The organism is Chromobacterium alticapitis, from assembly GCF_002924365.1.
Taxonomy (GTDB): Bacteria; Pseudomonadota; Gammaproteobacteria; order Burkholderiales; family Chromobacteriaceae; genus Chromobacterium; species Chromobacterium alticapitis.
The window spans coordinates 1-12,070 of the sequence record NZ_PQWB01000173.1 but is presented as its reverse complement, the minus strand read 5'-3'; the positions used below and the strand labels follow the sequence as shown (position 1 = coordinate 12,070).

The 12,070-nt window shown below is 68.5% G+C and carries 10 protein-coding genes; 2 read left to right on the top strand and 8 right to left on the bottom strand.

Features of this window, described 5'->3' with window-relative positions; translation table 11 throughout:
• Window positions 1-518: 518 nt before the first annotated feature.
• On the bottom strand, window positions 519-1,652 hold the full coding sequence (locus tag C2I19_RS20565; RefSeq protein WP_233201308.1) for an agmatine deiminase family protein: 1,134 nt from the start codon (window positions 1,650-1,652) through the stop codon (window positions 519-521).
• A 128-nt stretch (window positions 1,653-1,780) separates the two neighbouring features.
• Between C2I19_RS20565 and C2I19_RS20560 the strand changes: the two genes are divergently transcribed.
• Complete coding sequence (locus C2I19_RS20560; protein ID WP_103904446.1) at window positions 1,781-2,662, top strand: LysR family transcriptional regulator; 882 nt, start codon at window positions 1,781-1,783, stop codon at window positions 2,660-2,662.
• A gap of 6 nt (window positions 2,663-2,668) precedes the next feature.
• On the opposite strand, the gene C2I19_RS20555 is transcribed toward C2I19_RS20560, so the two are convergent.
• A complete protein-coding gene (locus tag C2I19_RS20555) occupies window positions 2,669-4,045 on the bottom strand; it encodes an aminotransferase-like domain-containing protein (RefSeq protein ID WP_103904445.1) in 1,377 nt (458 codons plus the stop codon).
• Between the two features lie 17 nt (window positions 4,046-4,062).
• A complete protein-coding gene (ccoG, locus tag C2I19_RS20550; RefSeq protein WP_233201307.1) occupies window positions 4,063-5,439 on the bottom strand; it encodes a cytochrome c oxidase accessory protein CcoG in 1,377 nt (458 codons plus the stop codon).
• A 131-nt stretch (window positions 5,440-5,570) separates the two neighbouring features.
• Here ccoG and C2I19_RS20545 point away from each other — a divergent pair, with 131 nt between their 5' ends.
• Window positions 5,571-5,933, top strand: coding sequence for a carboxymuconolactone decarboxylase family protein (locus tag C2I19_RS20545; RefSeq protein WP_103904444.1), 363 nt, complete (start codon window positions 5,571-5,573; stop codon window positions 5,931-5,933).
• A 141-nt stretch (window positions 5,934-6,074) separates the two neighbouring features.
• On the opposite strand, the gene C2I19_RS20540 is transcribed toward C2I19_RS20545, so the two are convergent.
• The 5 genes from C2I19_RS20540 to C2I19_RS20520 all read right to left on the bottom strand — a co-directional run.
• Entirely contained in the window at window positions 6,075-6,704 is a 630-nt protein-coding gene (locus C2I19_RS20540; RefSeq protein WP_103904443.1) for a MarC family protein, read from the bottom strand.
• 120 nt (window positions 6,705-6,824) lie between these two features.
• Window positions 6,825-8,714, bottom strand: coding sequence for a heavy metal translocating P-type ATPase (locus C2I19_RS20535; RefSeq protein WP_103904442.1), 1,890 nt, complete (start codon window positions 8,712-8,714; stop codon window positions 6,825-6,827).
• Window positions 8,711-9,748: an SPFH domain-containing protein gene (locus C2I19_RS20530; RefSeq protein ID WP_103904441.1), complete on the bottom strand. Its 1,038-nt coding sequence runs from the start codon at window positions 9,746-9,748 to the stop codon at window positions 8,711-8,713. The genes C2I19_RS20535 and C2I19_RS20530 overlap by 4 nt, the downstream gene beginning before the upstream one ends.
• On the bottom strand, window positions 9,745-10,722 hold the full coding sequence (locus tag C2I19_RS20525) for an SPFH domain-containing protein (protein WP_199181312.1): 978 nt from the start codon (window positions 10,720-10,722) through the stop codon (window positions 9,745-9,747). Before C2I19_RS20525 ends, C2I19_RS20530 begins: the two co-directional genes overlap by 4 nt.
• Window positions 10,723-10,732: 10 nt before the next feature.
• Window positions 10,733-12,070 (bottom strand): SPFH domain-containing protein (locus tag C2I19_RS20520; RefSeq protein ID WP_103904440.1); only part of this gene is annotated, 1,338 nt, incomplete at its 5' end.

Sequence of the window (12,070 nt, the reverse complement as noted above, 5' to 3'; positions counted from 1 at the left end):
TGCGCCAGTTGCGCGACTGCTGGCGGCGAAGGCTTAGCCCGATTTATTCATGTCCACGAGCTCGAGGCGGTGGCGAGAAAATGACGCCTAACCTGTCGCTCGAGCCGACTCACGTCGGCAGGCCGCCGCTCGCGGCTCAGCTTCAACGTTAGAGCTCCCTACTTGAACACGTCCGACCCCAAAGACGCCATCCGCCGCCGACTGTTTCTTGAAGCCGTTCGCAATGGCAATCGTGATCCGAAACATGGGTTTCGGCTTTGCCCTGCGTGTAGAGGCCGAGGTTCAGTTTGCATCGAGCGAATCGAAAGTGGTCGTCACACTGCTGTATTCGAGGTCTGCGCAGCATGCAGCGGTGAAACCATTGTCCCTGGCAATTGACCGTCTCATGAAAACATCTCGCGTTCAAAGGCCGTGCTCTAACACGGCAGTCAACCGGACACCCAAATGCTGCGCATTTGGGTACCCTTCGCTGGCGCTCCGGTGCCGGTTACTTCCACGTTAGATCATCACGGAGGCCATCACGCCGGCTGCTGCTGCGTCGCGCAGTGGATGCCGCCGCCGCCGGCCGCTATCGCGTCTATGTTCAGCTGCACGATCTCGCGGTTTGGGAATTGCTCGCGCAGGATGTCGCGGCAGTTGGCGTCGGCGTCGGCATCGCCGAATTGCGGCGCGATCACCGCGCCGTTGCAGACGTAGAAATTGACGTAGCCGGCGGCGAATTCCCGGTTCTCGAACGCGGGGCGGATCTTGTCCGGTCCGCGCAGGGTGATGACTTGCAGCCGGCGTCCCTTGGCGTCGCTGGCCTGGCGCAGGATTTGCAGATGCTTTTGCGTCACGGCGTAGTCGAAGGATGAGGTATCGCTGTCCAAGCCGGCGATCACCACGCCGGGGCGGACGAAGCGGGCGTAGAAGTCGGTGTGGCCGTCGGTGATGTCGCGGCCGGCGATGCCGGGCAGCCAGATCACCTTGTCCACGCCCAGCAGCCGCTTCAGCTCCGCCTCGCAAGCCGCCTTGCTCACGCCGGGGTTGCGGTTGCGGTTCAGCACGCAGCTTTCCGTGATGATGGCGGTGCCGTCGCCATCCACTTCCAGGCCGCCGCCTTCCAAGGTGAGCGAGCTGGCCAGCAGCTTGATGCCGGCTTGGCCGCAGACCGCCGCCGCCACTTTAGCGTCCCTCGCATGGGATTGCTTGCCGCCCCAGCCGTTGAAGTTGAAGCCGGCGCCGGCCCATTGGCCTTGCGCGTCGCGCACGAACACCGGCCCGGTGTCGCGCATCCACAAGTCGTCCAACGGCTGGGCGATCAATTGCACGCTATCGCCGCATAGCCGGCGCGCCAGTTCCATGTTTTCTTGCGGCGCCAGCATGCGCACCGGCTCGAACTGAGAGATGGCGCGGGCGATGCCGGCCAGATGGCTTCTGGCCGGCTCCAGCAGCTTGCCGCCCCAGATTTCCGCGCGCGGGCCGAAAGCCATCCAGGTGGCGGCGTGCGGCTCGCCTTCGTCCGGCATGCGCCAGCCGGAGGTCTGCAGCCGGTCTTTCGGCGCGGCGGCGTTTTGGGCTTCAGCCTGGCTGGAGCCGCCGGCCAGGCAACCGCCCAGCAGGGCGCTGCCGGACAGCAGGGCGGCGTTTCGCAGGAAATGGCGTCGGTTCATCATTGGCTCCTTGGGACGGCTCGCGGCCGCCTTGGTTTAGGCATAGTCGGCGGCATTGTGCGGTGTGGCCTATGTTTTGAAAATTGATAATAATTGGCTCAATTAATCAACTTTCTTCATGATTCGTCATGCGCATTCCTTCCCTGAAACTGTTGCAGGGCTTCGAGGCCGCCGCCCGCCACGGCAATTTCTCCCGTGCGGCGGACGAGCTGTGCCTGTCGCAATCGGCCATCAGCCATCAGGTGCAGCAACTGGAGCAGCAATTGGGCCAGCCGCTGTTCCGCCGCGTGGGCCGCGGCGTGGAACTGACGGTGGCGGGCGAGGTGCTGCAGCAGAGCGTGCGGCGCGCGCTGGACAATTTACAGGGTGGGCTGGGGCGCATCGCCGGCTATATGGACCCGGGGCTGGTGGTGCTGGTGTGTCCGGCCGCGCTGGCGCAGGGCTGGCTGCAGCCTAGATTGGCCGAGCTGAGGCGCGCATTGCCGCAGCTGAGCCTGCTGCTGTCCACCGACGAGAGCGCGCGTTTCGTCGATGAAATAGACGTGGACATCGTGATTGCGGACCGGCCTTTGCAGCAGCCGGATGTGATGGAGCGGCGCTGGCTGCGCGACGGTTGGCTGATGGCCGCCGCGCCGGAGCTGGCGCAGCGGCTGGCCGCGTTGCCGCCAGAGCGGCAGCCGAGCGAGGCGGGGTTGTTGTGCCTGGAGGATGGCTTTACCGATGCGCGCGCCGGCGAGCTGTTCCGCGCGCATCTAGCCGGTTTTCGCCGCGTCGGCATTTATGACGATGCAAGGCTGTTGCTGGACGCCGCGCTGCGCGGCGAAGGCCTGGCCTGCCTGCCCAAGCTGCTGGCGGCGGAGGCCTTGGCCGATGGCCGCTTGCAGGCGGTGGCCGGCTATCCGGCCGTGGACGGCGCGCAGTATTGGCTGGCGCGCATCCAGGGCCAGCCGCGCGCCGCCATCGTCGCTGAAGTATACGCCTGGCTGGCGCGGCAGACGGAAGAGGCCTGAGCCGGCTCAGGCGCTCAGCAGGGCCGCCAGCGCGGCCGCGCCGTCGCGGTGATGCAAGGGATCGTAATAGCTGAAATTGAGCCGCAGCGCGTTGGGGCCGGGCGCGTCGTCGCGGAAGAACAGCCCGGCCGGCGCATAGTGCATGCCCATCTGCATGGCCTGCGGCAGACGGCTGCGGCAGTCGACGCCGTCCGGCAATTCCAGCCACAGGAAATAGCCGCCTTGCGGCGCATGCTGGCGGCCGGCGGGCAGATGGGCGGCCAGCTGCTGGCTCATGGCCAACCAATTGGCCTGCAGGCGGCCGCGAAGCAGGCTCAGCATGTCCTCGTGCTGGCCGCCGGATAGCAGGCGGGCCAGGGCCAGCTGGCTGGGCAGGGGCGTGGACAGCGAGCTGTAAAGCTTGAGGCCGACGATGCTGTCGCGGTAGCGGCCGGCGGCGATCCAGCCCACGCGGTAGCCCGGCGCCAGCGACTTGCTGAACGAGGCGCAGTACAGCACGCAGCCGCTGCGGTCATAGGCTTTCAGCGGCAGGGGCGCGCTTTCGCCGAAGTACAGCTCGCGGTAGGTGTCGTCCTCTATGATGGGCAGGCGGTGGCGCTCGGCTAGTTGCAACAGCGCCTGCTTGTCGGTCTCGCTGAGGCAGAGGCCGGTGCCGTGCTGGAAATTGGCCATGGCCAGGATGGCGGCCGGCCGGTGCTGGACGATGAGCCGCTCCAGGCCTTCCAGGTCCAGCGGCTGGCCGGGCGGGGTAGCCAGGGTATGGACGGAGATGCCCAGCTGGTCCAACTGATCGAACAGGGCGGGGAAGGCCGGTGTCAGCGCCAGCATGGCGGCGTTGCCAGCCAGCTTGGCCACGGCGCGTATCGCCAGGTTCAGCGCCTCCATCGCGCCGCAGGTGATCACTAGCTCCTCGCCGTCCAGCTCCACGCCCTGGGCCAGATAGCGCAAGGCCAGCTCGCGGCGCAGCCCCTCGTAGCCAACGTGGCTTTGGCCGGCCAGCGCGTAGCGGTAGTCGCGCAGGGCGCGGGTGAGGGCGCGGTTCAGCGGCGTAGTGTTGATCAGCGCCGGGTTGATGTAGGGGCAGCCCCAGGGCATGGCCAAGGCCGCCGTCAGGTGCTCGATGCGGATGGCTGCGCCGTCGGTGGTTGCGGCGGGCAGGGAGGATAGCGCGGGCGCGCGCGCCAGCACGCGAAAGCCGGATCGCGGCAGGGATTCGATCAGTCCCAGCCGCTCCAGTTCGGCGTAGGCGCGCTGGGCGGTGGTGATGCTGATCTTGTGGTCCTGGCACACTTTGCGCAGCGAGGGCATGCGGTCGCCGGCGCGCAGCTGGCCCTGTTCGATGGCGTGGCGGAAGCGTTGGCTGAGTTGGCCGGTTTTGTTCATGCGCTGTCCTTGCCGGCTCATTCGCCGATGAAGCTGGATTTTTCGCGGACGATGGCGTCGTCGGACAAGGAGCGTACCACGAAGCGTATCGGATGCGCGCCGCGAGGGGCGTGTTCTGACTCTGCCAGCACCCGCACCGCTACGGTTTCAGTCTGCGCCGGGCGCACCGTCACCACTTGGCCGGCGTGTTCCAGCCGGATGCCGGGCAGGCCCTCCACTGCCAACGCGTAGCGCTGCGGCTGCTCCGTGGTGTTGATCAGCCTGAGGTTGTAGCGGTTTTGCAGCAGGCCATCCTCGCCTTGCTCCACCAGGCTGGCGCGATCGCGCAATACATCCACTTTGAACGGTTTTTTCAGCGCCATGCCGGTGACGGACAGGGCGACGATGCCGGCCAGCAGACAGGAATACACGGCCACCCGCGGCCGGTGCAGCGAGCGCGCTGCCGCGGGCTTGTCTTGCAGCGCGCGGGCGCTGGTGTAGCGGATCAGCCCGCGCGGCGACTGCAGCTTGTCCATCACTTGATCGCAGGCGTCTATGCAGGCGGCGCAGCCTATGCACTCGTATTGCAGGCCGGCGCGGATGTCTATGCCGGTGGGGCAAACCTGCACGCAGATGCCGCAGTCCACGCAGCCTTTGACCGGATCGGCGCTTTTGGCCTGCGCCTTGCCGCGCGGCTCGCCGCGTGTTTCGTCATAGGAAATGATCAGGGTGTGATCGTCGAACATCGCGCCCTGGAAGCGCGCGTAAGGGCACATGTGCAGGCAGACCTTCTCGCGCAGCGCGCCGGCCAGCAGCCAGGTGAAGCCGGCGTAGAACAGCGTCCAGAACGCGTCCCATGGCCCCATATCCAGCGTCGCCAGTTCGCGCATGGGGGTGAAGTAGCCGACGAAGGTCAGGCCGGTCCATAGGGAGAACGCGCCCATCAGCAACTGGGCCGCCCCCTTCTTGACCAGCTTGTCCGCGCTCCATGGCGCGGCCTCCAGCTTGCGGCGCGCGTTGTGGTCGCCCTGCGTCAGCCGCTCTATCCAGATCATGATCTGGGTGTACACAGTTTGCGGACAGCTGTAGCCGCACCACAGGCGGCCGGCCAGCGCGGTCCACAGGAACAGGCCCAGCGCCGACACCACCAGCAGCGCCGCCAGGTAGATGAAATCCTGCGGCCACAGGCTGAGGCCGAAGATCAAAAAGTGATGCTCGGCCAGATTGAAATGCACGGCCTGGCGGCCGTTCCACTGCAGCCAGGGCAGGCCGAGGAAGATCAGCTGCGTCAGCAGAACCATGGCGACGCGCGCGTTGTTGAAGCGGCCGCGGGTCAGCCGCGGATGGATCTTGATCGGAACCGGCTTGATTTCAGGCTTGGACATGGCTGCCACCAGGCTATGAAGAATGGCCATGTTGTACTGCTGGGTATCGGTACAAACAATGCACAGCTGGTGGTGAAAATATGTATACAGATGCGCAAGGTCATTGCCTTGGCATGTTTATGGGGCAGAATGGATGCTCCCCATATCGCACAGGAGGCAGCATGTCCGCATATCAGCAGCCGGAAGATTTCGCCTACGGCAAGGCCTTGATGAGCCTGGCGCCCAAGGAGGCGCAGGCTTTTCTGAATTTGAAGGCGGTGGCCGAGCGCGCGGACGGCGCCATTCCGGCCAAGTACCGCGAGCTGATCTCCATCGCCGTGGCGCTGACCACCCAGTGCTCCTACTGCATAGACGCGCATACCAAGAACGCGCTGGAGGCCGGCGCCACGCGCGAGGAGCTGGCCGAGACGGTGTTCATCGCATCGGCCCTGCGCGCCGGCGCGGCAGTGGGGCACGGCCTGATGGCCTTGAAACTGTTCGACGAGAAGGCCGCCCAGGCCTCGTCCGAACCAGGCCGCGCCTAGTCCGACGGCTCGCTGTTGGAGCTGCGCGGGCGCCTCGCCGGCCATCGACAACGATGGGGGCAGCAGCTCGTCCCCGGGCGGATAGGACGGCCATTTCGCATCGAATAGCGAGCGCCCTGGCGGGGGCGTTTATCCGGCGGATCAGCGCGTCAGCTGCGGGAACAGCCGGTACAGGCCGTCCACGATGATTTCCACCGATACCGCGGCCAGCAGCATGCCCATTACGCGGTTGACGATATTGATGCCGGTCTGGCCCAGCAGCCGGGTCAGCGGCGTGGCCAGCGTCAGCGCGCCGTAGCAGGTCAAGGCCACCAGCAAGCTGCTGATCAACAGGTAGACCACCTGCACCCAGGAGGCGGCGGTCGTGGCGTAGATGATGACGGTGGAGATGGTGCCGGGGCCGGTCATCAGCGGGATGGCCATGGGCACCACGGCGATATTGGTCTTGTGGCCGGCCTCCTCGCGCTCCTGCTTGGTGGTCTTGGTGGGACCGGGCTTGGCGTTCATCAGCGCGATGGCGATCAGCATCAGCAGGATGCCGCCGCCCACCTGGAACGAGCCTATGCTGATGCCGAGAAAGCGCAGCAGACTCTGGCCGACGATGGCGAACAGACACATCACCACGGCCACCGCGATGGCGGTGGTCTTGGCGACTTTCTGTCTCTCCTCCTGGCTGGATTGCGGCGTCAGGCTGATGAAAATGGGGATAGCGCCCAGCGGGTTCACCAGAACCAGCAGGGCGACGAAGATTTTTGCGATTTCTATTTCCATGGTGGTCCGATGGTAGCGTGTGCGGAGGCGGCTGGCGTTCACCGCCGTGACATGAAGCTGCGCGCATGCGCCACGGACTGGGCGCAGGTTTTCAGCATAGCCCGGCGGCGCGGCGGCCGCTCAGTCCTCGCGGTAGCGCAGGATGCGTCCCGAATTGCCCATCACCAGCAGGGTGCCGACGTTGTGCAACAGGGCCGCGCTCAGTACGCCGGCCGGTCCCAGCCAGCCGGCGGCGGCCAGCGCGGTCAGTCCGGCGGACCAGCCCAGGCCAATCAGCACATTGGCGCCGAGGATGGCGCGGCAGCGCCGGCTCAGGCGGATCGCGGTGGCTAGCCGCAGCAGATTGTTGCCGGTCAGCACCACGTCGGCGGCAGCCACCGCGACATCTGCGCCGCGTGCGCCCAGGGCTACGCCCACCGCGCCGGCTTTCAGCGCCAGCGTGTCGTTGATGCCGTCGCCCACCACCAGAGGGGAGCGGCCGGCGGCGATCTCGGCGCGGACATGGGCGAGCTTGTCTTCCGGCAGCGCCTGCGCCTCGGCTTCCAATCCTAGCTTTTCGGCCAGCGCCCGCGCGGTATCGGCGCGGTCGCCGCTGAGCAAGAGCTGGCGCGCCAGCCCTAGTTCGCGCAGCTGGCGCAATGCTTCGGCCGCCTCCGGCCGCGGGCTGTCCGCCAGGTGGAACCAGGCCAGCAGGCGGCCATCGAGCGCCAGGCCGGCCAGGCTGCCGGCGACTTGCGGCGCTGGCGTCTGGCAGCCGCAGCGGCTTAGCCATTCCGGCCGGCCCAGCGTCAGCCGGCCCCAGTCGCTGTCGGCTTGCAGGCCCATGCCCGGCGTTTCGCGTACGCCGCTCAATGGCAGCGGCGGCGCGTCGCCGCCCAGCGCGGCCAGCGCGCGACTGACCGGGTGGCTGCTGGCGGCGGCCAGGCTGGCGGCCAATCGTTCCGGCGCCGGCGCGCCGGCTTCGGCCGCGGCTGCGATGTCTATTTGCTGCACCGCCAGCCGGCCATCGGTCAGCGTGCCGGTCTTGTCTATCACTAGGGTGTCGACGTCGGCCAGTTCCTCCAGGAAGGCCGGGCCTCGGATCAGGATGCCGTGGCGCGCCGCGGCAGCCACGCCGGCCACGGCCGTAGATGGCGCGGCGATCACCAGCGCGCACGGGCAGGCGGCTACCAGCACCGCCAGCGCGGCCTGGCTGCCGCCGCCGGTGAACCAGGCGATGGCCGCCACGGCCAGCGCCACCGTCAGATAGGCGGAGGCGTGGCGCTCGATGAAGCGGGTGATGGCCGGCTTGGACGATTCGGCAGCCTGCATCAGCTCGATGACGCGTCCCAGCGCGGACTGGGCGCCGACGCGGCTGACTTCGATGCGCAGCGCGCCGTCCAGGCTGAGCGCGCCGGCGTAGACCGGGCTGCCGGGCGCTACGTCTTGCGGCTGGGCTTCGCCGGTGACGGGCGAGGCGTCCAGGCTGGCATGACCGTCCAGCACTATGCCGTCGGCCGGGATGCGATCGCCGGGGTGGATTTCCAGCCGATCCCCCGGCGCCAGATGGTCGTTGTCCACCTCCTCCACGCCGCCTTTCGGCAGCAGGCGGCGGCAACTGCCCCGGCCCAGTTCCGCCAGCGCGCGTATCGCCTCGCGCGAGCCCAGCAGGCTGCGTTCCTCCAGCACATGGCCCAGCTCCATCAGGATGGGCAAGAGGGCGGCGCTGGCGAGGTCGCCGGCCGCCCAGGCGCCGACGATAGCCAGGGCCACCAGCAGGTCGGCCAGGCCGTGCAGATCGGGCTGGCTCAGGCTGTGCCAGGCGGCGCGCAGCGTGGGCGCGGCCAGCAGCAGAGAGGCCGCTCCTGCTAGCAGCAGCGCCAGCGCGTCGCCGTTGGCGACGAATAGATGCCAGCAAGCGGCCAGCAGCAGCAGGCCGCCGGCCAGCATGGTCAGCAGCAGGCGGCGGCCGGCCCGGCGCTGCTCGTCTGCGTCCAGCAGAGGGGCGGCGTGGTGGGCGCAGCCGCTCATGGCTTCTCCCCAGGCAGGATGAGCCTGCCGCTGCCGGCCGGGTCCACCGTGGTGACCTTGCCGGCCTTGGCCAGCACGGCCTGCATACGCTCCAGGTAGAGCTGGCGCAGCCGCTCCGCGCCTGCCGGCGCGCGTATGCCGGGCGCCAGCGCGGCGATTTCGCTGGTCTCGGCGCGGGCGAGCGACAGCCGCTCGTCGGCCTGGGCGCGGGCATTGGCCAACTGGCTGTCAACGGCCGCGCGGGCCTGCTGCTTTTCCAGCGCGGCGGCGGTGCGGGCCTGGGCCAACTGGCGCTGTACGGTCTGGTCGGCGGTGAGCACGGCGTCGAAGGCGGCTTGCGCGGACCGCGGCAGCGCGGACTGCAAGTCTATGCGCGCCACCTGCAGGCCCAGGCCGGCACCGCGGCTTCGCAGGGCATCCAGCGCCTGGTTGCTGGCCTGCGCCAGTTCGGCGCGCAGCCGTTCGCGTTCCGCCGCGTTGGCGGAGGATAGCCTGGCCTCGCGTGTGGCCAGGATGGATTCCAGGCCACGTCCGGCGCACAGCTTCAGGGCGCTGGCGGCCACTACCCGGTCCAGCAGCGGCAGCGCCTGCCCGCCTTGCAGGACGTAGGCGGCCGGATCGATGATGCGGTAATAGATGGTGGCGCTGAGCTGGACTACGGCCAGGTCGCCGGTCAGCAGATAGCCGGAGCCGGCCAGGCGGTCGCCCATCTGGACCAGCGGCATGTCCTCGTCGTCCAGTTGGGCGGCATCGCCGTCGCGCGCTAGCAGGGCGATCCGGCGCTGCTGCACCGTTTCCGGCGAGGGCAGCATCGTCACTTCTTCCAGCGGGCTGGGCCAGGCCAGCAGCAGGCCGGCATGCTGTACGCGGTCTATGGCGCCGAAGCGTCGCACCACGGCCTGGCTGTCGGCCGGGATGGAACGGACGTGGGCCAGCAGCCAGGCCAGGCCGCTCAAGGCGGCCGCGGCCAACAGCAGGAGGTAGGCCAGGCGCAGCGACTGGACCAGCGGCGCGTCGACGGGGGAGGGCTTCATTGTTTGCCCGCCTTGGCCGGCTTGGCCTCCAGTCCCGGCGGACCTTCCACCAAGGCGCGGAAGGGCGCGGCGTCGGTGCGCAGGATCAGCCGGGTATTGGCGTTGACGATGTGGTCCAGGGTGTCCAGCGAGCGCAGAGTGCGATAGAGGGCTGGATCGCTCTGATAGGCCGCGCCGTAGACGCGGGCGGCCTCCACTTGCGATTGGGCCTCGATGCGAGCGGCTTCCACGCTGGCGTTGGCGCGCAGCACGCGCGCGTCGCGCGCCGCGTCGGCGCGAATGGCGGCTGCCTGCTCGTTGCCGGCCGCGGTGCGCTCGGCGGCCAGCGTGTCGCGCTCGGCGCGCATCCTGGCCACGGTGGCGTCCAGCGTGACGGCCGGCAGCGTCAGCCGCTCCAGGCCCACGTCGACCACGCGCACGCCGTAGCTGTCCAATAGCTGCTGGGACAGCTGCCGGCGCAGTTGCCGTTCGAATTCGGCCAGCCGCAGTTGGCCGGGATCGGTATTGACCAGGCTGGTCAGGGCGAAGCCGCTGCTGCCGGTTTCCAGGGCGGAGCCGATGAAGGTGCGGATCTGCCGCGCCGCTTCGTCGGGTTGGTTGCGCATCGCGCGAAGGAAGCGGGTGATGTGGACGGCGTCGGCCGGCACTTGCCAGGCGACGTAAGCCTGCATGATCACGCGCAGACCGTCGCGCGTGCCCACATCCTGCAGGCCGCTGGAGGTGGCGCGCAATCGCAGGTCCACCGGCAGCGCGCTTTCGAAGGGCTGCGGCAAGCGCCAGGCCAGGCCGGGCTGCAGGAGAACGCGGACCGGGTCGCCGAAGCGGGTGATCACGACCGCCTCGCCGGAGCGCACCTGCAGCATGCAGCAAGACAAGAGGGTAAGGACCAGCGCCAGGACGCCGGCCAGGCGCGGCCAGCGGCGCGGCGGGCCGTTGCCGCGCTCGTCATGATGCTCATGGTTGTGAGGTGTCAAGGCGTTCTCCTCAATGGCGGCTGTCCGGCGCGGTCAGCGGCGGGTCAGCAGGATGGGCGTTGGGGCGCAGATCCAGCGCGGGCATGCCGGCTGCGTCGATGCGATGGTCGATGATGATGGGACTGGCGCCGGCCATTCCCAGGCGCAGCCGGTGCAGATAGCGCTCCAGCAGGAAGGCCTGTCCGCCTGCCTGAGCGGCCTGCCGGTCCGCGGCGAAGCCTATGGCGGCGGCTTGGGCGGCGGCCAGCTTCTCGGCGGCGGCGGCGCTGGCCTCGTCGCGGGCCTGGCTAGCTTGCTGCCGAGCCGCGCTGAGGGCGCGCACCGCTTGGCCGCGTTCGAGCGCCACATTGGCCTGAGCCAGGATCTGCGCCGCCTGCACATTGTGGTAGGCGTTGGCGGCTGCGGCCGGCGGGTGGATGGACTGGATCACCACGGCAAGCAATTCCAGCCCGCTGTCGGCCGTGTCCAGCCGGGACTGAATCTGGCCGCGCAATTGCCGGGACACGCCTGCCAATTCAGTGCCCAGCAGCGCGTCAAGTTGTCGCGCGGCGAATGCATGCAGGATGATCTGGCCGGCTATGTCGCGCAGCAGGCCGGGCGCATCGGTCTGGCGGTAGCTGTCCAGCGCGGCGGAGTCGCTCAGGCCGAGCCGGTAGACCAGCCTGACATCCAGCGCCATCAATTGCGTGGTTTGGCGCTCGCCCTGGCCGCTGGCGATCAATTGCATGGTCTCCGCGCTGTGGCTGCCGTCCCATAGCCGGTCCGGGTCCGCTGCGGCCTGGGGCGATAGGCCTAGGCCCATCTGATGGATGGCGCCGTTTTCGATCAGCCTGAGCCTGCCCAGCGGCCAAGGCAGGCCCAGGTGCAAGCCGGGCTGCCATACCGCCGCGGCCTGGCCGAAACGCTCGTAAATGCCGCGCTGGTCCACGGCGATCGCATTGACGCTGCTTAGCAGCCAGGCGAGGGCGGCCAGCGCGGCGAGCAGACGGGGCGCTGCACTGGCCATATAGCGCATGGCCCAGCTTTGCCGCAGCTGGATGCCGGGCAGGGCCTGGCCTGCGCGCCATCCGCCGCGCAGCGCGGCGGCAGCCAGGCAGCCGAAGACGGGATGTTGCTGCTGTTCGCGTCGATAGGGCTGGAAGGCGCGAAGCAGGCAGCGCAGCAATTGCTCGGCGCACAGCAGCGCGATCCAGGCGCCGCCCAGGGGCAACGCGGCGACTGTCCAGCCATGGCCGGCCAAAGCGGCCAGCGCGATCAGTGAGGACAGCAGCAGTGCGGGCAGGATGCCGCGCAGCAGATCGGCGAGCGGCTGCGCTTCCGGCCATTCGTCCGGCGCGGTTTGGCTTAG

Bases quoted from the DNA above. Each gene is read 5' to 3' on its own strand.
- C2I19_RS20565 (WP_233201308.1), bottom strand. From the start codon at position 1,652: ATGAACCGACGCCATTTCCTGCGAAACGCCGCCCTGCTGTCCGGCAGC.
- C2I19_RS20535 (WP_103904442.1), bottom strand. From the start codon at position 8,714: ATGAGCGGCTGCGCCCACCACGCCGCCCCTCTGCTGGACGCAGACGAG.
- C2I19_RS20540 (WP_103904443.1), bottom strand. From the start codon at position 6,704: ATGGAAATAGAAATCGCAAAAATCTTCGTCGCCCTGCTGGTTCTGGTG.
- ccoG (WP_233201307.1), bottom strand. From the start codon at position 5,439: ATGGCCATTCTTCATAGCCTGGTGGCAGCCATGTCCAAGCCTGAAATC.
- C2I19_RS20530 (WP_103904441.1), bottom strand. From the start codon at position 9,748: ATGAAGCCCTCCCCCGTCGACGCGCCGCTGGTCCAGTCGCTGCGCCTG.
- C2I19_RS20560 (WP_103904446.1), top strand. From the start codon at position 1,781: ATGCGCATTCCTTCCCTGAAACTGTTGCAGGGCTTCGAGGCCGCCGCC.
- C2I19_RS20545 (WP_103904444.1), top strand. From the start codon at position 5,571: ATGTCCGCATATCAGCAGCCGGAAGATTTCGCCTACGGCAAGGCCTTG.
- C2I19_RS20555 (WP_103904445.1), bottom strand. From the start codon at position 4,045: ATGAACAAAACCGGCCAACTCAGCCAACGCTTCCGCCACGCCATCGAA.